Annotated in this window: 15 protein-coding genes; 5 read left to right on the top strand and 10 right to left on the bottom strand. The window is 63.6% G+C overall.

Features of this window, described 5'->3' with window-relative positions; all coding sequences use genetic code 11:
- Nucleotides 1-341 precede the first annotated feature (341 nt).
- The 4 genes from KZ820_RS06690 to KZ820_RS06675 form a co-directional block, all read right to left on the bottom strand.
- Nucleotides 342-2,450 carry an ATP-binding protein gene (locus KZ820_RS06690; RefSeq protein ID WP_219747783.1) on the bottom strand — a complete coding sequence of 703 codons (2,109 nt, stop codon included), beginning with the start codon at nt 2,448-2,450 and terminating at the stop codon, nt 342-344.
- Nucleotides 2,451-3,927: 1,477 nt separating this feature from the next.
- The gene (locus tag KZ820_RS06685; protein ID WP_219747782.1) at nt 3,928-4,614 is read right to left on the bottom strand and encodes an SDR family NAD(P)-dependent oxidoreductase; all 687 of its coding nucleotides are present in this window, start codon (nt 4,612-4,614) and stop codon (nt 3,928-3,930) included.
- Nucleotides 4,615-4,642: 28 nt separating this feature from the next.
- Nucleotides 4,643-5,359 (bottom strand): SDR family oxidoreductase, encoded by a 717-nt coding sequence (locus tag KZ820_RS06680; protein ID WP_219747781.1) that lies wholly within the window; start codon nt 5,357-5,359, stop codon nt 4,643-4,645.
- Nucleotides 5,360-5,410: 51 nt separating this feature from the next.
- On the bottom strand, nt 5,411-6,085 hold the full coding sequence (locus KZ820_RS06675) for a peroxiredoxin-like family protein (protein ID WP_219747780.1): 675 nt from the start codon (nt 6,083-6,085) through the stop codon (nt 5,411-5,413).
- A 110-nt stretch (nt 6,086-6,195) separates the two neighbouring features.
- Between KZ820_RS06675 and KZ820_RS06670 the strand changes: the two genes are divergently transcribed.
- Together KZ820_RS06670 and KZ820_RS06665 are read left to right on the top strand one after the other, a co-directional pair.
- A complete protein-coding gene (locus KZ820_RS06670; RefSeq protein WP_308462147.1) occupies nt 6,196-7,092 on the top strand; it encodes a LysR family transcriptional regulator in 897 nt (298 codons plus the stop codon).
- Nucleotides 7,093-7,189: 97 nt separating this feature from the next.
- Nucleotides 7,190-7,960: an enoyl-CoA hydratase/isomerase family protein gene (locus KZ820_RS06665; protein ID WP_219747779.1), complete on the top strand. Its 771-nt coding sequence runs from the start codon at nt 7,190-7,192 to the stop codon at nt 7,958-7,960.
- A gap of 179 nt (nt 7,961-8,139) precedes the next feature.
- Here the strand turns inward: KZ820_RS06665 and KZ820_RS06660 are convergent, their stop codons facing one another.
- A complete protein-coding gene (locus tag KZ820_RS06660) occupies nt 8,140-8,625 on the bottom strand; it encodes a nuclear transport factor 2 family protein (protein WP_219747778.1) in 486 nt (161 codons plus the stop codon).
- Between the two features lie 123 nt (nt 8,626-8,748).
- On the opposite strand from KZ820_RS06660, the gene KZ820_RS06655 reads away from it, so the two are divergent.
- Both KZ820_RS06655 and KZ820_RS06650 read left to right on the top strand, forming a co-directional pair.
- Nucleotides 8,749-9,039, top strand: a complete 291-nt coding sequence (locus KZ820_RS06655; RefSeq protein ID WP_219747777.1) for a hypothetical protein — start codon at nt 8,749-8,751, stop codon at nt 9,037-9,039.
- A 1,239-nt stretch (nt 9,040-10,278) separates the two neighbouring features.
- Nucleotides 10,279-10,809 (top strand): hypothetical protein, encoded by a 531-nt coding sequence (locus tag KZ820_RS06650; RefSeq protein ID WP_219747776.1) that lies wholly within the window; start codon nt 10,279-10,281, stop codon nt 10,807-10,809.
- Nucleotides 10,810-11,370: 561 nt separating this feature from the next.
- Here KZ820_RS06650 and KZ820_RS06645 read toward each other — a convergent pair.
- A complete protein-coding gene (locus tag KZ820_RS06645; RefSeq protein ID WP_219747775.1) occupies nt 11,371-11,661 on the bottom strand; it encodes a DUF6894 family protein in 291 nt (96 codons plus the stop codon).
- 808 nt (nt 11,662-12,469) lie between these two features.
- On the opposite strand from KZ820_RS06645, the gene KZ820_RS06640 reads away from it, so the two are divergent.
- Nucleotides 12,470-13,450, top strand: coding sequence for a hypothetical protein (locus KZ820_RS06640; RefSeq protein WP_219747774.1), 981 nt, complete (start codon nt 12,470-12,472; stop codon nt 13,448-13,450).
- A gap of 446 nt (nt 13,451-13,896) precedes the next feature.
- Here the strand turns inward: KZ820_RS06640 and KZ820_RS06635 are convergent, their stop codons facing one another.
- The 4 genes from KZ820_RS06635 to KZ820_RS22140 form a co-directional block, all read right to left on the bottom strand.
- Nucleotides 13,897-15,798, bottom strand: a complete 1,902-nt coding sequence (locus KZ820_RS06635; protein WP_219747773.1) for a sensor histidine kinase — start codon at nt 15,796-15,798, stop codon at nt 13,897-13,899.
- 343 nt (nt 15,799-16,141) lie between these two features.
- Nucleotides 16,142-16,483: a hypothetical protein gene (locus KZ820_RS06630; protein WP_219747772.1), complete on the bottom strand. Its 342-nt coding sequence runs from the start codon at nt 16,481-16,483 to the stop codon at nt 16,142-16,144.
- 232 nt (nt 16,484-16,715) lie between these two features.
- On the bottom strand, nt 16,716-17,291 hold the full coding sequence (locus tag KZ820_RS21800) for a YdeI/OmpD-associated family protein (protein WP_258047930.1): 576 nt from the start codon (nt 17,289-17,291) through the stop codon (nt 16,716-16,718).
- A gap of 755 nt (nt 17,292-18,046) precedes the next feature.
- Nucleotides 18,047-20,527, bottom strand: a complete 2,481-nt coding sequence (locus KZ820_RS22140) for a TonB-dependent receptor (RefSeq protein WP_219747771.1) — start codon at nt 20,525-20,527, stop codon at nt 18,047-18,049.
- Nucleotides 20,528-20,574 lie beyond the last annotated feature (47 nt).

Genomic DNA, 20,574 nt, shown 5'->3' with positions numbered 1-20,574 from the left:
TCGTCGAAGCCGGGCGCGAGCCATAGGCACGTACGGAGTCCTACTTCTCGTCGGCGCGGCGCTTGGCGTGCTCGTCAGGTTCGGTGTGATTACTGATCATCTTCTCTGGTAGCGGCAGCTGACGGCCGTTCGCACGGCTGATTACCTGCCAATTAGGTCAGACGAACAGTTGCGGAGGGATCGGAAGGCTTAAGCCGCGAGATGAATGGGCGTCCGAAGTTCGGCGGCCGGCAGGCCGACCTGATTGACCGGAGTTGGGTCAAGTAGTGCCGTCAAGCCTCAGTTGCGTCGTATAGCCTATCGCGCGCCAACCCAGCAGGCCATACATCGTGAGCGTCAGTTCAGCGGGCGCTCTCGCTCGTGACTGCTCGAAGCACTCGTGATACCTCGTCCGCGGAATACGGCTTGTGGACGAGAGTGAAGCCATGGCTTCCCTCCTGCGCGATCACGTGACTGTAGCCGCTGGCGAGAACCACCGGCAGTTCAGGCATGTCGCGCGACAGCCTCTTGGCAAGTTCAAGCCCGCCGATACCCGGCATGACGACGTCGGAGAAGACGACATCAAAGCCGGCCTTTCCTCCTTCCAGAACGCTTAACGCCTCTTCCGCCGTAGCAACCCAGCGCGTCTCATAACCCAGCTCCTCTAACGCCTGCGTTGAGAAACGCCCTACCTCCTCGTTGTCCTCGACCACGAGAACGCACAGACCCGCACCTTCTCCGCTGCTGGTTCCTGCCGGCCTCTCATCGATCGCTTCCGGGCCATTCTCCGCCTCGGGCAGGTAGAGCGTGAACGTGGCACCGGCGCCTGCCTCGCTCGTCACCTCGATGTCACCGCCGGACTGCTTGGCGAAGCCGAACGCCTGACTCAGACCAAGCCCCGTGCCCTTGCCTACATCCTTGGTCGTGAAAAACGGTTCAAAGATGCGTTGCAGGTCTCCAGAGGTGATGCCGGTACCGGTGTCGGTCAGCGATACAGCGACGAACTTGCCCGGTGAGCCGGCGTGTCCACGCAGCGGCGGGAGCGACGCGCCGCAGCGAACCTCGATCGTCAGCGTACCAGCACCATCCATGGCGTCCCGTGCGTTGACCGCCATGTTGACCAGTGCGGTCTCGAACTGGCTAAGGTCGGCGCGCACATAGCAGGGGGTCGTCGGCAGTCGGAGCCGGACGGCGACACGCGCGCCCGTGATGGTGTCGATCATGTCCGCCACGTTGTTCGCCCGGGCTACCGCGTCGAACACCTCGGGTTTAAGCGCCTGGCGGCGCGCAAAGGCCAGAAGCTGGCCTGTCAGCTTCGTCGCTCTCGCCGCAGTGTCAGCAATCGCGTCAATGTAGCGAGCGTGCTTCTCGGGCGCGAGATTGCCGCGGCGTAGCAGGTCGACTGAACCGCGGATCACCGTCAGCAGATTGTTGAAGTCGTGCGCAACGCCCCCGGTGAGCTGGCCGATCGCTTCCATCTTCTGCGAATGCCGCAGCGTTTCCTCGGCCTTGAGGAGCTCTCGAGTGCGTTCGTCGACCCGGACCTCGAGTTGATGGGCCAGGTTGCGCAAAGTCCCCTCGTTCTCCAGCCGCTCCCGCCCGACCGCCAGGAACCGAGCGAGGGTCGAGAAGAAGGTCAGTGCTTCAGGGTCGAACTGGTTACAGTGGAACGATGCAAAGGAGATGACACCGAATAGGTCGGCCCGGCCGCGAAGGGGGTACCCGGCGTACGCGGTGATGCCCTCATTGTAGGCGACCTCGTAGCGCGAACTCGAACTCAGCTGCGCCTTGTTCAGGATGAGCGGTTCACGCTGCTCCGCCACGATGCCACAGAGCGGCAATGTGAAGGGAGCATGCCGGAGCTGTTCCTGCTGCTCCTGCGGCACGTTCACCGAGTAGATGAGGCGAAGGTGCCGCCCGTCCTCGCTGAGGGCGTAGGTGAAGCTCTGGTCGAAACCGAGCGATCGAATGCCGCTCTCAAGAACCGCCTGGTTCACCGCGTCGGGGTCGGATCCGGACAGAAGGCCATCGGAGGCTTTAACAAGCAGGCTTAGACGCTCCTCGCGAAGTCGCTCGGTAGTACGATCCCGCAGCACCTTCACGTATCCCCCCAGCACGCCGTCGGCTGATCGCAGTGGCGTCATCTCTCCCTGAGCCCAGAAGCGGTTTCCATCCTCGCGCAAGTGCCAACGTTCGTCGTTCGCTCTCCCTGTCTCGCGTGCGAGACGCATCTCCGTTAGTGCTCGATCGATGGCGCGATCTTCCGGCGTGAAGATGCGCTCGAGCGGTTCGCCAAGCATCTCGGCCTCCGTCCACCCAAGCACCTTCTCGGCGCCGGGGTTCCACCGTGTGACGTGGCCATCTACGTCGGTGGCAATCATGGCGAAGTCGGTGGCGCTATCCACGATAAGCCGGTCGAGGTCTCGTCCGCTCATCTCACGCCGCCACGGCACGCCAACCTTATCGTCCATTCGGCTTGATCGCCTATGCAACGCTCCACGCGTAACTCCTACTCGGTCCGGCGCATTCAACCATCAGCGTGGGTCTACGCTCCAACGCGCGTCGACAAACGGCAAAATCGATGGAGCTTGCGCTTTTGAGTGGCGTCGACGGACGGGGCAGTAGCGCCTCGCTTTGCAGCGGGCGGACCGGTACCCGGATCGGCAGTCCGCATTGCCCAGCACGGCCTGAAAGCACCGCAGCGCGACGCGCTAAAGGGCTCTACCGCGAGGTGAACGAGCGGCCGGAGTGGGGAGGCGGGCAGAAGCCTCTGAGTGACCGTTTATTGGGTCTCTACGTGATAGAACCTGGATATACCTGACTTTCAGACCGCGCGATGACCCATCGGTTTGCCCAGAAGCACCGATAGGACGGCACAGGTACGATCGACAAAGATCTCCGCGCGCAGGTCGCAGCGTGCCGTTTGTCAGCGCTGCAAAGCGCTTAGCCCAGGTGGTGCTTGAGCCCGTAGCTTGCACGACTCACCTGCCGATGCAAGCATCGCCTCGCCAGCGATTTGCTGAAGCAGGAGGTGCTATGTTCAGCCGAGCTTACCTCATCTCGTTTGTCGCTTCTGCCACGCTGACCGGAGCAGCGATGGCTCAATCGTCTACGCCGCAGCCGCTCCCGCCGCTCCCCTCCACGTCCTCAGGGTCGTACGAGCCGAACCCGTGGAGCTATGCTGGCCTGGCAAGCAAGCCCCGCTTCCTACCGGCCTCGCAAGCGACAGCCTCCGACATCGTGGTAGGCGCTACGGTCAACAGCATCTACGGACCTCCGATCGGCACAGTCACCTATGTGACCGACAGCGAGGCGGTCGTGAGGACCGCGCACAGCGAGGCGCGTGTGCCGCTCAAGGCCTTCGGCAAGAGCCAGCGAGGTCTCCTACTTGAGATCAGCCCTTGGAAGCTCGATCAGCTCGCGGCGTCAGCGCAGCGTGGTGGCAGCTAGGCGAGGCGGAGCTACAGCTGCTCGGAAGGTCCGGAAGGCCCGAGCGGTGAAATGAACAGGCGTCCAGAATGGGGTTCCGGGAAGCGGCCCTGAGTGACCGAAATTGGGTCCAAACGTCCGGTGGTCGCCAAGCCGAGATCCTCAGGCTAGAACGAATTTGAGATCAGGGCGAAAAGGGCACCACTGTCATAATCGAGCATGTTCCCCCTGACGCCTACGGCCTCCTCGTTCTAGCACCTGAGATCGCCCTCGGTAGTGGATGGCTTGGAGGTGACAGGGTCGTTGGTCGCGCCGCCATCCGTGATCTGCTGATCAAGGCGGCTCGTTTCAACGAACAGGAGCGGCAGAGGCTAACCATCCATCTGCCTAGCAGGGCGATCACACTTCGGTTGGACGAAATTGAACGGCACTATGGAGATTGAAATCGCCCGCACGGGCCGATGAACGAATGTCGGCTTTCGGATGGTGCTCCTAGGTCCCTGAACGACCGCTACTGGGTCACCAAGGCAACCTCTGGTTGAAGCGGTCGACGTAGCGCAGCCCCGGCGTTCCACGGTTCGCCCCGATCATGTTCACGACCAACGGGATGCTTTCCTCGATCGACAACGCCGCGTCGCTGCCACCCATGTCGGTACGGACCCAGCCGGGAGCGACCAGCAGCAGCGTGTGCCCGTCGCCGGCGTTCTTGGCGGCATAGCCCTTCATCAGCATGTTGAGCGCGGCCTTGCTCGACGAATAGAGCTGCCAACCGCCGTTCGCGTTCGCGATGCTGCCGAGTTCGGAGGTCATGATCGCAATCGTTCCACCCGCAGGCACGAGGTCGCGCAGGATCTCGGCCGCGCGCACGGGCGAGAAAGCGTTGGTGAGCATCATGTCGAGGAAGTCGCGCTCGCTCGCCGTCGCGGGGCTCGCCTTGATGGCGCGGGCGATGCCGGCGTTGATGAAGAGGACGTCGAGGCGCCGGCCGTCCAACCCATCGCGCAAGGCCCGCACACCATCCGCGTCATTGATATCGACGTTCTCGATCTCGAGCTTGCCGGGATTACGCTTAGCGAGGGCGTTCAACTCGTCCGATGAGCCGCGTGCGGTCGCGATGACGTTCCAGCCGCGGCCGAGCCACTCCTCGGCGAGCGCAAAGCCCAGTCCGCGCGATGCGCCAAGGACGAGGACAGTCTGATCGGTCATGTTGTTTTCTCCCTATTGTATATCGCAATTAGAACGCGGCTCTGCCGATCGAGGCGCCGCCATCGACTTGGATGGTCTGGCCGGTGACGAAGCCCGCGTCCTCGGACAGGAGGAAGGCGATCGCGGCGGCGATCTCGTCGGGCTGTCCGAAGCGGCCCATCGGCACGCCCGCCAGGTAGCGGCGCTCGCCCTCGCTGCCAGGCGCGTTGTTGGCGCGGAACAGCTCGGTCTCGGTCGGGCCTGGTGAGACAGCGTTGACGGTGATCCCTGTCGTTGCGAGCTCCAGCGCCCAGCTTCGCGTGAAGCTGACCAACGCAGCCTTGGCGGCGGCATAAGCGGTGCGCTCGACCGCGCCGAGGACGGTGAGGCTGGTGATGTTGACGACGCGGCCCCAGCCGCGCGCCGTCATGCCGGGCAGCAGCGCCTGCACGGACTGGAGCGCGGGATGGAGGTTGACGCGCATCACCTCCTCGAGCGCCGGGATCTCCACCGCGCCGAGACGCTGCGGCCGGACGATCCCGACATTGTTGACGACGCCATCGAAGTCGAACCGCGCAACTAGATCTGCGAGCGCCTCGTCCGTCATACGGCCATCGGCCAGATCAACCTTAGCCAGCGTGCCCGGAAAGCGCGGAGCCTCGCCACGGGCGAGACCCACGACCTGATGCCCGCTGCGTGTCAGGCGATGCGCAAGCGCGAGGCCGATGCCCTTGCTAGCGCCGGTGATGAGGAAGGTGCGTGGCATACAAGTCCCCGTGGCTGGCGGCCGGCCACGTGACGCGGCCGGGCATGACGTTCAGGCGGCGACGGTGGCGGCGCGGCGGAGCGCCGGCAGCATGGCCTCGGGCTCGGGGCGGCGCGTATAGTCCGGGTTCACCTCGGCGTAGAGGATCGTGCCGTCCTGACCGATGACGAAGCGGCCGGGCATCGGCAGCGTCCAGCTGGGATCGCCGTTGAACGCCGGCAGGTCGTTTTTGAGGCCCTTGTAGAGATCGATCAGGTAATCGGGCAGCTCGAAACGCAGGCCGAAGGCGGCCGCGACGTCATTGTGCGTGTCCGACAGGATCGGAAAGCCGAGCTCGTTCTGGCGCACCGACTTGCGACTGTTCACCGCCGTCTGCGGCGAGATCGCCACCAGGCTGGCGCCAAGCTCCTCGAAGGCGGGCAGCGCGGCCTGGAGCGCCTGCAGCTCCATGTTGCAATAGGGGCACCAGACGCCGCGATAGAAGCTGACGACCAGAGGCCCGTTGGCGAGCAGGTCAGCGGACAAAACGGGCTGGCCTTCGGGATTCTTGAGCGTGAAGGCGGGTGCCTTGTCACCCGCCTTGAGCGCGCGGGCTGCGGCGCCGCTCGCGATCAGCTCGGCGGTCGCCCGGTGCATCGTCTCGATGACGGAAGGCGGCACGTTGTAGGGCGGCTTGCCCGCCTCGAAATCGGCTTTGAACGCATCGAGCTTGGCTTGCAGGGTCATGGGTCTTCTCCTCGGGGCGGCGGCATCGCCGGACAGGGAGGAGATGCACTGTCGCTCCTCGACAGGGCAGCCGGGTCGGAGCGATAACGCTCATTCCGAGGAGGAATGACGTGGACCGATATCAGGCGATGACGACGTTCGTGCGCGTGGTGGAGACGGGCTCCTTCTCCGCCGCCGCGCGCCAGCTCAATGTCGGCCAGCCCGCCGTGTCGAAGACGGTCGCGCAGCTCGAGGGGCGGCTTCAAGTTAGCCTGCTGACCCGCTCGACGCATCGTCTCACGCCGACCGAGGCGGGGATGCGCTTCTACGAGCGCGCCAAGACCGCCATTCGCGAGGCGGACGAAGCCGAGCTGGCCGCGCGCGGCGCGGGCGCGGGTCTCTCGGGGTGCCTGCGTGTCTCGGCGGCGACCACCTTCGCGCGCCTCTACATCCTGCCGCTGCTGCCGCGCTTTCTCGACGCACATCCCGAGCTCGAGATCGACGTCATCCTCGACGACCGCGCGATCGACCTGATCGCCGAGGGCATAGACGTGTCGCTGCGAATGGGGGCGCTGCCAGATTCTTCGGCCGTCGCGCGCAAGCTGGCGACAGGCGGCCGCTCGGTGTTCGCGACGCCGGCCTATCTCGCGCGCGCCGGCGAGCCGCGAAGCCCCGCCGACCTCGCGGCGCATGAGACGATCATCTACACCCAGCTGACTGACGCGTGGTCGTTCACGCGTGCGGGAACGGAAGCATCGGTGACAGTGCGTGGCCGGGTGCGCGTGAACGCCGCGGAAGGGCTGCGCGCGGCGGTGCTCGCCGACATGGGGCTGACGATCGGATCGGATTGGATGTTCGGACCGGAGCTCGCGAGCGGCGCGGTCGTGCGCGTGCTGCAGGGCTGGTCGCTGCCGCCGATCGACCTTTGGGCGGTCTTTCCGGGCGGTCGTATGGCCAGCGCCAAGGCGCGGGCCTTCGCGAGCTTCGTCGAGGCGGCGCTCGACGGCGTCTATTCCGCGGCGGCATAAGCCTTATTGCCTCGCGCCATCGTCCGCGCTGCCGCGAACCCGCCTAGCTGATCCCACGCCGGCGCTTCCGACCGGCACGAGATCAAGGATCAGCACCATGGCCAAGTTCGACACCTATCGTGACGCTTTCCCCAATGCCCGCCTGACCCGCAAGGACAATGGCGTGCTCGAGGTCGCGCTCCACACCGGTGGCGGCAAGCTCGTTTTCAACGGCCACACGCACGAGCAGTTCGTCGAGCTGTTTCATCAGATCGGCGAGGATCGCGACACTCGAGCGGTGATCCTGACCGGCACTGGCGATGCCTTCATGGATACGATCGATCCGGACGGCTTCGACTTCTTCAGCCCCCAGGGCTACGACAAGATCCTGCGCGAGGGCCGCAAGGTGCTGTCGAACATCCTCGACATCGAGGTGCCGATGATCACCGCGCTCAACGGCCCGGTGCTGCTCCACAGCGAATATGCGCTGCTGACCGACATCATCCTCGCGACGCCGGAAACAGTGTTCCAGGACAAGCCGCATTTCGAGTTTGGGATTGTGCCCGGGGACGGCGTGCACCTGCTCTGGCCGCACGTGATCGGCTCGATCCGCGGCCGCTACTTCCTGCTGACCCGGCAGCTGCTCGATGCCGAAACGGCCAAGGATTACGGCGTGGTCAACGAGATCGTGCCCGCCGACCGCTTGCTCGCCCGTGCGCACGAGATCGCCGACGGCATCGCGGCACTCCCGCCGCTCACCGGCCGCTACACCCGCATCGCGCTCACCCAGCAGCTCCGCCGCCTGATCGATGAGGGCGCCAGTTACGGGCTTGCGCTCGAGGGCATCAGCGCTGCCGATGTCGCTCGCACAATGGCCGCGCAGGGCTGACCAGGCTCAGCCGTCCGGCAGCGATGCCGGGCGGTGTCGCCCGTCGATCGAGAAGCAAGTCCAGGTTGATCTCGTGATCGCCACATGAACGTATGACCGGTTCCGGGAAGCGCCGGATAGGCCCTGAATGGCTGGAAGTGGGTCCTCGGCGCGAGAGGGCAGGAGGGTCGCCACGCCGACTAGCGGGCTTCCGCTGCCCTCTTTGCCACGACGTTCGCATGCCGCGCGAACCAGCGCCATCTGCCGCCCTCCCGGCGGTACACGTTGGTGTAGCGGCGATCGAGCGGAACCGCGCCGTAGGTGCGGCCGAGCTCGCTTTGCGGGGTGGGCGTGAAGACCTCGCGTCCCATCACAACGCCGACGTCGCCGTCGACGGTGACGCTCTCGATCGTGCGCTCGAAATCCTCCGCGCCGATGCGGCCGTCGCGCATCATCGCAAGGAACTGCGCACGGGTGAGGACGCGACCGGTGGGGGCGTTGATCGTCAGTCCGGGCGCGGACAAAGCGTCCAGCGCGCCGACGTCGGCGCGGGCAACCATTCCCTTCTGCTCCATGTCGAGAGCGGCCAGCGCGGCTTCCGCCCCCTTCAAGGGCTGAGTTTGGGCGAGAGACGGTGACGACAGTACGAGGACGAGGCCGACGGTGGACGCAGGCACGAGGCGCATGTCGAGTCTCCGATAGGCGTTGACGACGAGACTGACAGATACCTCAGCGAAGCGCCACCGAGAGCTGACGTCCCGCTTCGCCCACAAGCGGACATCGTCGATCGGCTCTGGTATGCTCGTACCATGAACGAACAGGCAGCCTTCGACGCCATGATGCATGAGGTCTGCGTGGAGAAGGGTTGGTGCGGTTCGGTGGTCGGAGGTGAGCCGCGCCACGTCACCGACTATCTGCCAGCGAGCGGAGAGGTGACGGCAGACCAGTTCGTCATGTGGCTGTTCGCCGCTGATGGCATCGACCTGAGCGACGACCCGGCGAAGTGGCAGGCCCACTATGACGATCTGCGGGAGTCGTTCGTTCGCCACATGGGAGGCGACAAAGCCCAAGTAGAGCGGTTCAAATGGAACGGCAGCTAACGCCTAACTTGTGGGCGTGAACCGTCTGAGGCATGCTCTTGCGATGATCCTTATTGGCTTGATCGCGGCTGCAAGCGCGGTCCTTCCACCAGATGTTCGCGTGGTGGTCGGCGCGTTGGACGGAAAATGCGCCTACTGGCAGAGCCCCGACAGCTACTATGAAGCGGCAACGGGCCTTCGTAGGTATCTAAGACAAAGCTGGAAGTGGGGCGGACGGGAGGTCATCATTTCAGTCCGTGAGGGGACACCAAGGAAGTGTGTAGACAGAGCTAAGGTGGCGGCGGCGCAAGCTGGCTTTTCAGCCGTGAGCGTCCGCCCACTTTCGACCGAATAATGCATCAGCGGCTGCGCGTTCGCCGCAAGCTCGATGTCCGCTTTCCTGCCAAATCAGACTAGCCGGACAGCTGCGCGAAACGCCCGAAAGGCTCGAGCGGCGAGGTGAACGAGCGACCGGAGTTGGGAAGCGGGCAGGAGCGCCTGAGTGACCGGTTTTGGGTCCTTGCCACGAGAGGGAAGGGGCCGGAAGCGCATCAAACCTTCCCACCGGCTACGCAATCCAGCCGCCTTAAGGCGGTCGTTCGTTCACAAACGCCCTTTCAGCGGCGTGTCACAGCTGACTGCACTTCAGGTCAGTAGCGGCTGCAGCGAGATCGGAAACGTGCCCACCCAGCATGCGCCGCTCTTTGTCCAAACAGCGCTGCCTCGGTGTCCGCTCATCCTTTGGCCTCAGAGCCTGACGAAGCACAAGCAGGTCAGCCTGAGTAAGCGGATAGGTCGAGGGACGTGCCGGGGGACCGGACGCTTCGCCCTGCAATGGCGAGATTGAGGTGACTGATTGGGCGATCGAAGCATCAGAGAGGGCAGCTGTGCAAACCAGAACAGCAGCTCGGATCATAGCCACGCCACACCTCACCAAATTGACGTACCATTATCCGCGGTTCTTACCAAGGCATCTAGACCAGAAGGATCCTAAACGGACCGTTCTCGAGAAAGGAACGTCGATCGCCGCGGCAGCTATCCCCGGCCGCCTCCCCGAAACCCGACCAGCCGCTTTCACCGCGGCGTAGAACCAAGGCCGTGCTTCCGGCCTAGCCTCTCGCACTTCCAAGGATGGTGGGATCGACGCCCACGCCGTACCCGCCGCGAAGGCAAGAACCCATTTGCGGGCGTTGTGCAGCTGGCTTAGATGCTTTGGAACGCTGCTGAGGAATACAGCCGCGGCTGAAAAGGGGGTGATCCGTGACAGGAGCAAGGGCGCAGCTTCTTTCGGGAGAGCAGATAATCTGGGAGGGGCGTCCGTTCGCCGGCATACTCTTCCGCTCGGTCGACGTTTTCCTGGTCCCTTTTAGCTTCCTATGGGGCGGCTTTGCGCTATTCTGGAATGCCTCCGTGTGGGTAACTGATGCGGAACTATCATTCAAGATATTTGGCCTGCCATTTCTACTTATCGGTCTCTATTTTATCATCGGTCGTTTTCTCGCCGAAATGATAATCCGTAGATCGACCTCAATTTTCATAACGAACAGACGCGTCTTGATTGCAAGAGGTTCGAAGCTAAAGTCGTTGGACATAAAACGTCTACCCACGATCGAACTCGACGAGCGATCGGATGGCTCGGGATCAATACGGTTTGGTGTGTCCGGCGGGCTTTTCAGCGGTCAGAATAGTTTCGGCATTTGGCAGCCTACTTTCGATTCCACGCCACAGCTTATCCGCGTGCCAGATGCGCGGCGCGTCTACGAGTTGCTGCAAAAAGAGGCGAACAGCTGACACGGAGTGGCAAACGTGGCGGCGTAGGAACCCTCCGGCAGAGTAGCCCAAAGCGCTCAACGGCGAAGTTCCGCTCTCCTGCCAATCAAGCCGGCCGGACAGCTACGCCGATCGCTCGGAACGCTCCAATCGCGAGATGAACGAGTGACCGGAGCTGGGAGGACGGCAGGTGGCTTCGAGTGACCGAAAGTGGGTCCTCGGTACGAGAGGGCAGGGGGCGCAAGCGCCCATAAAAGGGCATCCGAGGAGGCGCAGAGCGATCTCGATCGTGGACGTTCATTCAGCAACGCCAATCAGGAGCTTACGTTTTCTGCGGGACTGATCGAACCGCGCCACGATCGAGGCGTGGGTTTACCTATGGGTGTACCTGACGGCGCTCAGGCCCTCTCGCCGCCCCCCGGCGCCCTAGGGACCATCGGGGCCACTGACAGGAAGCCGTCGAGGCACGTTCCGGCCGCAAATTCCCTCAGCCACTCCTGCCGCTCCTGCGCCATGAGGTCGGAACGATAGGGGCAATCCTCTATCGATCCTTGCCGCCTCAATGCGACGAGCCGTCCCTCATTATAGGCGTTCATAGGCATGCGTAGCACTGCCCCCTCCCTGATCTCCTAGGCCGCTGATGCTTGGAGCCAGCATGAGGAAGATGTTCAGGGTGAACATCGTTAGCCCGGTATCATCAGTGACAGTCATTACCCAATCGTGACGATCAAGCTCATCGCTGTCGACTTCCCTGAGCAGCGCGCCTGCGTACTGCACGGCGACTCGTCGGGCAGCCTTGAGGTTTGGAAGCTCCGTTCCTTCCTCATCTCTAATGTCGACGCCGTCAGTCACATGGAAGAAAAAGCGAGGCATACGGCCTCCTTGAAGTTAGGCGCGCAACTGCGCCTCATAGCGAATACGCGCTACCGCTTGCCCTTAAGCCACACATGAAGGACCAGGTCGGCCCGATTACTGGCGCCGCGACTTGTCCGTTCCATATACAATCTACGCTCACATCTGACGGCGACAACTGATGTGGATCAGAAAAGCTTGATCTCGCTCAACTTTCTCTCACCCTTTCGTCGGAACTAGACCCACTTCCTTACATGTTCCTCGTATGTTCTCATACGCGAACCATGTATACCGGCAGCGCTGCGCATAGACTCTCGCTTCGCTAGTAATTCGCTGTTCCAAGCATACCCCTCTACGGGCGCGTTTGTCGGCTTACGCCGTCGCCGCTCTCATATCGGCCGGACGGCAATCCTGCCAATCGAGCCGGCCGGACAGCTACGCGGATCGCTCGGAAGGCTCCACCCGCGAGATGAACGAGTGACCGGAGTTGGGAGGCGGGCAGGGGCTCCTGAGTGACCGCTACTGGGTCCTCGGCACGAGGGGGCAGGCTGTCGCAAGCGCCCACCTGCGGACATCCAAAGGGTTTGGCAGGAACCCCCGATGCGGACGTTCGCGAGATTGGCAACAGGCGATATGTAGTATGCTGGCGGTGCTGCTGCTTGCCTCCCCCGTCCTGCTTACGGTAAACATCATTTATTGCGGCCGGCACATGGTGTCCGACCGTAGGTCGGGCCGACGGCATGATGCCACGCTAGGGGTTCTCGCCCTATTGGGCGCCGCTATCGCTCTGCTGGGAGCCATCGGCATTTTCGCCGTGCAGTGACGAGCAATGATCAGTTCCATGGTATGCGCGCGGCGCGGCCCGGTCCACGACGCCCAAAAAGCGCCAGTCAGCGCCGTCAAGCTTATTGCTCGTGAGCGGCCGTTCGGTCAGCCTGTCGGGATGATCGATCGTGCCTTGATCCGCACCTCGTTGTGCATCGTCTGCTCGCTTCTGGTGTTATTGGCCGGATGCCAGGCAGCGGCGCCTTCTACGAAAGCGAGCGCTCTCAAACCGGATAAAACGCAAACAGCGTTTTTCACGCGACCTGCCGCGCTTGCTGCTGCTCGCGGGTCACCGACCCCATTTCCGCTAATCGTGCTGCTATCGAAAGATCCGTGGCTTATGGTGGTCGGATCCGACTCACCGACTTTCGCGCTCTACAGCGATGGAACTGTGCTGTTTCGAAGAGCGAATGATTTCGGTGTCGCTAGGTTTAATCCGAATGGTCTTAAGAAATTCACTGAAGAATTCGCCGGATCGGAGCTAGCTCAGCTTTCAGGCCAATACGAAGCTGCAGATTCAACGGACCAACCGATCAACAACCTACTACTATTCATTGGGAAAAGCCCGGTTGTAATTTCAATATATGGATCCTTAGAGGACGGAAATGTTAGGAGCAGGATCCCAGATCCGGTACTTGCGGCGCTTGATCGCGTTCGCAAATTCTATGTTCAGAGCGCCCGACCTTGGCTCCCTCGTGAAATTGAGATCATGATTTGGCCTTACGAATACGCTCCTGATCGGTCGATTATTTGGCCCAAGCAGTGGCCCTCTCTCGAGAGTTCGACAACACGTAAACGCGGCGAATCCTACAGTCTGTTTATGCCGTCCTCGGAGTTGCCGGCTGTGCGTTCTTTCCTTGCCACTCGAAAGGAAAAAGGAGCTGTCCAGATCGATGGCAAAAAGTGGGCTGCAAGCATTCGGCTGCCGTTTTCTCATGAGGATCTTTGGATGGGACCTAATAAGGAAGCAAGCCTGGCAAAGTAGCGAATATCAGTTGGGCATCATGATACCCGAACGCTGCGGTGGCCGCCTCAAGTAGCGATTCTGATATCATTCTGCAATCCATGCCCACGCTTCATCCTTGATACCGAAGCGTCTAAGGTCACAGCCGCGTCTGAACAGTACCCGGCAAACTCAAGAGCAGGGCGGCTCGCCCTTTCGACGAAGGCCCTCGAACCTTGTGATCGCCAAGTGAGCAAGCGTCCGCAACTCGCCGTTTCCGTCCGATAAGGTGACAGGCCGCTTTCCTCGCACCGTGCCCGTTTGAGGGCCTTGCGGACCGTCGAAAAGATTCGAGACCGAGGTGAACGGACGGCCGAAATTGGGAGTTGGGAGGGCGCCGGGAGCGTCGGATTTGGGTCTCATGTCAGCGACGGAAGGCAGTGAAATGCAATTGCCCGGACGAAATGGTCCGTGCTGAGACCTCCCGCTCAAGCCGCGTCGGCGGACGCCTCTGCAAAAATTGTCTCGACCACACAGCGTACGCCGCCCGGCAGAAAGATCAGCTCGACCGGCGCCTCGAGCTCGGCCGCGAGTGCCCGCTCGATCAGACGGGAGCCGAAGCCGCGCGCCGACGGTGCGCTGACCGGCGGGCCGCCGCTCTCCTGCCAGATCAATCGCAGCCGGCCGGGCGCCTCGCCGACGATCGACCAGCTCACTGCGACCCGGCCGGAGTCGTTTGATAGGGCGCCATATTTCACCGCGTTGGTGCATAGCTCGTGCAGCGCAAGCGCGAGCGAGACCGAGGTGCGCGGCGGGAGCATGACGTCGGGGCCGGCGATGTCGAACCGGTCGAAGGTCGTGCCACACCCTGGGCCTACCACATCGCCGACGAGCACGCCGATGGAGGCAGCACGCCAATCCTGTCGCACGAGTTGGTGATGCGCCGCAGCTACGGCAGCAAGCCGTGCGTCGAAGGCGCGCCGCGCCGCGGGCGTCGCCTGATCGCCACGAAACGTTTGCAGAGCCAGGCTTTGCACCACCGCGAGCGTGTTCTTCACACGATGATTGAGCTCGAGCAGTAACAGCTGCTGCTGCGCTTCGGCGCGTTTGCGCTCCGTGATGTCGAGTGCCGCGGTGGTGAAGCGCGGCGCGTCGACCGGGCTGCCTGCGATGGGGCTGATCGTCTCGATGAACCACCGCACTCCGTTGCTCGCCTCGATCGATCGCTCGAGGCTGGTGGGTAGGCCGCTCGCCTGCGCTTGCTTCACGCGTTGGAGAAAGGCACTTGCGTCATCGGGCGGCTGGACCTCCCGCACGGCAAGACCGCTGACGTCCTCACGGCCGTACAGCCGCGAGAGTGCGCGGTTCGCGCTTAAATAGCGTGCGTCGCCCCCACGCACCTCGACGATGGAGGCGAGCAGTCCTTCCGTCTCGAAGAACGCGCGCAGGGTTGCCTCGCTCTCGCGCAAAGTCTCGGTGACCCGGCGAACGCTCACCAGCTTGTCCAGCTGCCTGGAACCCCATAGCGCCAGCGTGACAAGCAGGATGACGGTCAGCGCCGTCGTGAAGGCCAGTCGGAAGTCGTTCGGGAACACGCCGGCGGCCGAGCCGCGCGCAGCAAGCCAGGCAACGACCGTCGGCACGATCACGACGCCGGGCACCAGCCACCGAGCGGCAGTGGCCGCCACACTCTCACCGACCAGCAGGCCGAGCCAGCCTTCGCTTGGACGAAGCGCCAGCACACCGATCGCGCTAGCTCCCAGCGCCAAGGCGGTAGGAACCGCGACCTGGGTGAAGCCGAGGATCCCGGTCAGCGGGGCGACGACGAAGAGATGGCTCGCCAGTGCGATGGTCACCAGCATCAGCACGATCGTGGTGCAGGCGGTGAGCAGCAGGCTCGAGCGGCGCCCGTGGCGGGCAGCGAGCAACTGCGCCACCGCGATGAGCAGGAACGATACCGCGGTCGGCTCCGCCATCCTCCCTGGAAACGAGTAAAATGCCGGTTGGGCCGCGACCGCTCGCGGAAACAACAATTTGTCGGTACCCAAGTCGACGGCGAAAGCGTGTTGTACCAACGTCTGAATAGCTATGATCGTAACGCACAGCGCGAGCGCCGAGGCGATCCCGATCGCTCGCCTCGAAGCGCTCAGAACGCTCGCACCCGTTAGAACGGCGCATACGGCGGTGACCGGCTGCATCGCGCTGCGACCCATAAAGAACTGGGTCAACGTAATCGCGTCGAGCGTCCAGCCGACAATCACGATAGCGCCGATGATCACGCTGGTGAGCGCGCTACACGCCGCCAGGAGATGGAGACGGCTCCACGAATGCTCGTTGTCGATCGAAGAACGTGAACCAATTGTCTGCGGTGACCTGTGTTCTTCGACCAACTGATGCCTCCAAGGATCCAAGGCCATTGATCAAAATCAATGTGCCGCAGCTTTTCTCGACCTCCTCCGAAACGCTTTAGGCAACGCGAAAGTCTCGCCCAGCGCATAGCACCTTGCGGCTGCCGAAACGCTTCGGCCGCACGCGTGCGTCTTGCTCACGTGCGCCGAGTGGCCGAACGCCTCGGTCGCCGACATGAACGAATGACCGGAGTTCGGAGGCGGGCAGGATGTCGGGAATGGCCGCTTCTGGGTCGTCGGCACGAGGGGGAAGGGCCGCAAGCGCCCAATGTCAGACGCTCAAGGTAGGTCCGATCGGGAGCGGTGGCGATCGCCGTGAGAAGGGTTAGCTGTCACCACGACGCAGCGTCTTCTCGATGAGCCAGAAGTGAAGGCGCTGAACCATGAGGAAAAGAAGGCCGGTGCCGATGAGCCCCGGCAGCACCATACCCTCCTGGCCCGGCCGGGGCTGCAGGTTCATCGCTAGCGCAGCATTGATCGCCAGAACGCCGATCGCCAACGCCGGGATGAATGCGAGAGCCAGGACCCGAGGAACAGACCACGTCACGTCTCCAGTCAGCCACCATTGCATCGGGAGTCGATCCTCACGGCGGAAGCGCGAATTCGCACGGATCGCTAATCCGCAGAGTAGCAGACCAAAGAAAAGTGCGATGCCGAACATGGCCATACGACTACCCTCCGACGCGAGGATAGCGGCTCAAGCAGCGGCTGCAATGAGGCGTTGGAGGCCGTTCATCGCGTGACCGAGCCCGCTGCTGTCGCAGCGGGTCCAACATCCGCTTTCCTGCCAATCAGGCCAGCCGGACAGCGGCGCACGTCCAGAAGGCCCGATCGGCGAGGTGAACAAGCGCCCGAAGATGGGAGGGCGTCAGGTGGCCCTGAGTGACCGATCCTGGGTCTCAGTGGAAGCGTTCACCTCGACTGAGCTGCTGAAGTATCTGCTGCATTCTGCGCGCGCGTGTCTCCGGCCGTTTGGCCGTCTGCAGGCGGTAGTAGATCGGGTACAGGTTCTTGCGGTCAAGCGTCCGGAAGAACGCTTCGGCCTCGGGCAGGGACGCTAACGCGTCCAGAAAGTCCTGCGGAATGACCATGGTGGCCGAGCCGTCATAGGCGGCATCCCAACGTCCATCAGCGCGCGCGGCCTCGACATGGGCGAGCCCGGCGGGGGTGATGCGCCCTTCAGCGATCAGCCGATCGGCATGTTCACGGTTTTTGGTTGACCAACTCGACCCCGCCCGACGCGGCGTTAGACGCTGGAGGTAGGAGCGCTCGTCGCCGGACTGCTTCAAGCCGTCGATCCAGCCGAAGCGGATCGCCTCTACGACGCAATCAGCCCATGTGACCGAGCGCTGGCCCGATCCCGCTTTGTAGATGCGGACCCAAAGCTCCGCACTGTCCGCGTGGTGCTCAGCGAGCCAGCAGGCCAGATCCTTCGGGCTCTCGAACGCGAGAGCATCGGCTTGAGGATTGGTCATCACCAGAAGCTAACGTAAGCGTACGCCGCTGAGAAGCCGCATGACACCTCCCCCGATGTCGCCGTCAAATGGTTGACGGAGGCGATCGTCGCATGAACAAACGGCGGCTCTGGGGAAGCATGCAGCCGGCGCTAAATGGCCGCTTTTGGGTCCTCGGAACGAGAGGGCAGAGGGCCGAAAGCGCCCATGGTTGGCCCTTCGGGCTCACCTACGGCCTTCCTGATAGGCGACAATCGTTCACAGTGTTATCGATGGCTGAAGGAGGGCGTCGTGAAAGCGCTTAGGTCTCTAATCGATTGGATAGACAAGGATTGGGAGAGGCTCCGCTTCAATCCGGTGTCTCTCTTTGCCCAAAAGCTGCTCTGGTGCGTCCCAATCCTGGTGGTTGGAATCGTTGGATACATAGCGGGCACCGCACCCGGCGACGTACTATACGATTGGGGCTTGCCGATAGGTATCGTCCTCAGCCTGCTACTTTTTGGTCTGTCGATGTACCGAGGCCTCCGGGGGTATAGCCGAACTGATTGGCAAGAGGCGCAAGCAAGGAGGCGGCGGGGCGAATAATAACTGCTTCTTCGGCCTTCGTCGCTCGAAAGCGGCCAGTCTCAAAGCCGCCAATCAGGCCAGCGGACAGCTGTGCGGAACGCCCTAGACGGTTCGAGCGGCACGATGAACAAGCGTCCGAAGGTGGGAGGGGGCCAGGTAGCCCTGAGTGGCGGCTTATGGGTCCCACCCGGTACTGGGAGGTTGTCTCCTCAGAATCGTTTGCGAAGCGAGACGGTCACGGTCCTGCCGAGCGGGTCGATGGAGTCGGTTTGGTACCGGCTGGGGGTAGCCCCACTGCCGTTCCGCACCTGCTGACGGGAGTCGAGGAGGTTGGCACCTTCCAGCCGTAGTTGCAGGTGTTGCGCCCAGTCTCGGTCGGGGAGGAGGCCGGAGACCGGCACATAGGCGGAGAGGGCGACCTGGAAGATGGAGGCGAAACGCAGGTCATTGAGCCGATCATCGCCGCGGATGAGGCGTTCGCCGCCGTAGTAGAGGCCAAGCGTCCCGCCGTAGCCGCGCTTGTTCGCCCCGGCATAAGCATAGCCCGAGACGCGCGGCGCGTAGCTCCCGATCGTGTCACCATTCAGCAGGTCCAGGAAGAAGGCACCCTCGCGGAGCCGCAACCGGTCTTCGAAGGCGTAGGTCGGGATCAGCCCGAGATAATAGCTCGGCCGCTCGTCGCCGGGCGAAGCCTCGCCTTTGCTCGACGCTAGCGGAGACCTGCCGATCCGGCCGCTCGAGGTCAGCGTCAGTTGCAGCTTGCGCTGACGCTCGAGATCGAAGTTAATTGGGCGAAAGGTCACCGAGCGAAGGCGTCCACCGGCATCGCGGACGAACAGCTCTGGTACCAGCGCCTCGGCCCGCGGCGTGAGCGTCACCAGGACGCCGGTCTGGTCGCGGATCTGCGTCACCTCGTACGACGCTGCCAGTCTCAGCTCGCTGTTCTGCCACGGCTTCCAGGTGAGGGACAGCGATCGCATTGTGCGACGGTCGGCCAGGAGGGCGGGGTTGCCGCTCCGCGACAGCGTCACGACCGTGGTGCGTCCGCTGGCGAGATCGAACAGCGGCACGTTCTCGAGCGTACGCGGCGGGGCCGACAGCTGGATCAGATCGGGCGCCGCTCGGCTGCGGCGCAGCGAGCCGATCAGTTGCAGTCCTCGGAAGGGAGTCCAGGCGAGCCCGATGGTGTTGTCGGACAGGGTACCGAAGCGCTCGATCTGGCGAACGTTCACCGACGCGCTCGCCGACACGTCTCCGATCGCCCCCAACACGTTGTTGGCGCGCGAGGCGAGCGGCAGGTTGAGCGCCAGACCGACCTCGGCTTGGTTCCGCCTCAGCCGCAGGTCGAAGGTGTCGACGCCGCGCAGCGAGGAGGCTGCGGACAATCGCGTTGCCTCCAACGTGGCGGTGACAGTCGCGCGGCCGGCGGGCAGGAGGAAGGGATCGTCGCTGGCGACGAGCTTGGCCGCGAGCGTGCGGGTACGCTGCCACGTTCGATCGGTCAGCCGCTTCGCGAGCAGGGCGGAGCTTAGCGGCACAAAAGGGTCGGCTCCGCCGACGAGCGCGGCCTGCGCGCCGAATAGGTCGATCGCTCGCTCGGTGACACCGCTCTGGACGGTCTGGTTCAGCGCGACAGTCGCGTCCCACTGCCAGCCTGCGAGAGCGCCGCGCAGCGTCGCGCCGACCGCGAGCGTGGTGCGCCCCTCGGACACATGGAGCGGAGTCGCTTCGGTGAGGAAGCGGTTCAGCATCACCGGCCCAGCAAAGGGCGAGTAGCGGTCGCTCGGCGGAACGATCAGCGAGGCGGAAGCCGGTCCTGCCAGTGAGCGATCGCGGCTGTGCTCAAGCGACAGCGACAGCGATGCGCCGAGTGTCGCGCCGACACGAGCGCCCAAAACCGCCTCGCCTTTGATCGTGTCATTGGCGGGCGCGAGCGTGAGGGTGCGTCCATAATCAAACAGGCGCGGCCGATTGGCCGCCGCAGCATAGCCCACAAGCGTTTCGCGCGCCCCGGCGTCGGCCGGAACCGGCGCGATCATGACGGTGCCCCCCGCTAGCGTGGACAGGGCCGGGTCGATCGCACCCCCGGCAAGACCGGTGACGTTCCCCAGCGCGTCGAACGGAACGTCGGGATCGGGCTGAAGCCTGCGGTCGGACCAGTAGAGCGGATCGGAGCGGGCATAGTCCAGATTGGCGGTGAGCCGCGCGTCGTCGCGCAGGTGGGTGTAGCCCGAGCGAGCATTGATCGTCCCGCGCCCGGTCGGCAGCGTCGATCCGAGCGCCGTGCGCGCTTCCACCTGGGTGAAGCGGCGCTTCGTGATGTAGTTCACCACGCGTCGCGACGGTGGAAAGCCGTACCGCAGCGCTGCCGGCTCAGGCAGGATCTCGATCTTCTCGATTGCCTCGGGCGGGAGCGACTGGATCTCCTGATAGCCCGAAACGCGTTGCGCGTTGAGCAGAAGGATCGGCGCTGATCCGTCGGCGGCGCGAGTCTGGCCCTGGATGGCGCGGTTCACCTCGTCCAGGCTCTGCGCGCCGAGCGCGGCGATAGCGTCTGCGTCCAGCTCCGCGAGCGGGGCAATGTCGGTGACGGCCGAGCCGCGGCGGCCCACGACGACGATGTCCGGTGCTGCGTCGATGGTGGCGGCCGGCCGCCCGGAAGGTACCTCCTGCGCGCAGGCATCGGTCACGTGAGACCCGACCCAGCTCACCGCCAGCAGGGAAGCCGTACGGTACC

The organism is Sphingomonas citri, assembly GCF_019429485.1.
Lineage (GTDB): Bacteria > Pseudomonadota > Alphaproteobacteria > Sphingomonadales > Sphingomonadaceae > Sphingomonas > Sphingomonas citri.
Note: the sequence above shows the minus strand (reverse complement) of the source record. Positions and strands in the feature narration are given on the sequence as shown.

Coding starts and splice junctions, on each gene's coding strand:
- KZ820_RS06680 (WP_219747781.1), bottom strand. CDS start 5,359: ATGCCACGCACCTTCCTCATCACCGGCGCTAGCAAGGGCATCGGCCTC.
- KZ820_RS06640 (WP_219747774.1), top strand. CDS start 12,470: ATGATCAGTTCCATGGTATGCGCGCGGCGCGGCCCGGTCCACGACGCC.
- KZ820_RS06665 (WP_219747779.1), top strand. CDS start 7,190: ATGGCCAAGTTCGACACCTATCGTGACGCTTTCCCCAATGCCCGCCTG.
- KZ820_RS06645 (WP_219747775.1), bottom strand. CDS start 11,661: ATGCCTCGCTTTTTCTTCCATGTGACTGACGGCGTCGACATTAGAGAT.
- KZ820_RS06690 (WP_219747783.1), bottom strand. CDS start 2,450: ATGGACGATAAGGTTGGCGTGCCGTGGCGGCGTGAGATGAGCGGACGA.
- KZ820_RS06630 (WP_219747772.1), bottom strand. CDS start 16,483: ATGGCCATGTTCGGCATCGCACTTTTCTTTGGTCTGCTACTCTGCGGA.
- KZ820_RS06655 (WP_219747777.1), top strand. CDS start 8,749: ATGAACGAACAGGCAGCCTTCGACGCCATGATGCATGAGGTCTGCGTG.
- KZ820_RS06685 (WP_219747782.1), bottom strand. CDS start 4,614: ATGACCGATCAGACTGTCCTCGTCCTTGGCGCATCGCGCGGACTGGGC.
- KZ820_RS06660 (WP_219747778.1), bottom strand. CDS start 8,625: ATGCGCCTCGTGCCTGCGTCCACCGTCGGCCTCGTCCTCGTACTGTCG.
- KZ820_RS21800 (WP_258047930.1), bottom strand. CDS start 17,291: ATGACCAATCCTCAAGCCGATGCTCTCGCGTTCGAGAGCCCGAAGGAT.
- KZ820_RS06675 (WP_219747780.1), bottom strand. CDS start 6,085: ATGACCCTGCAAGCCAAGCTCGATGCGTTCAAAGCCGATTTCGAGGCG.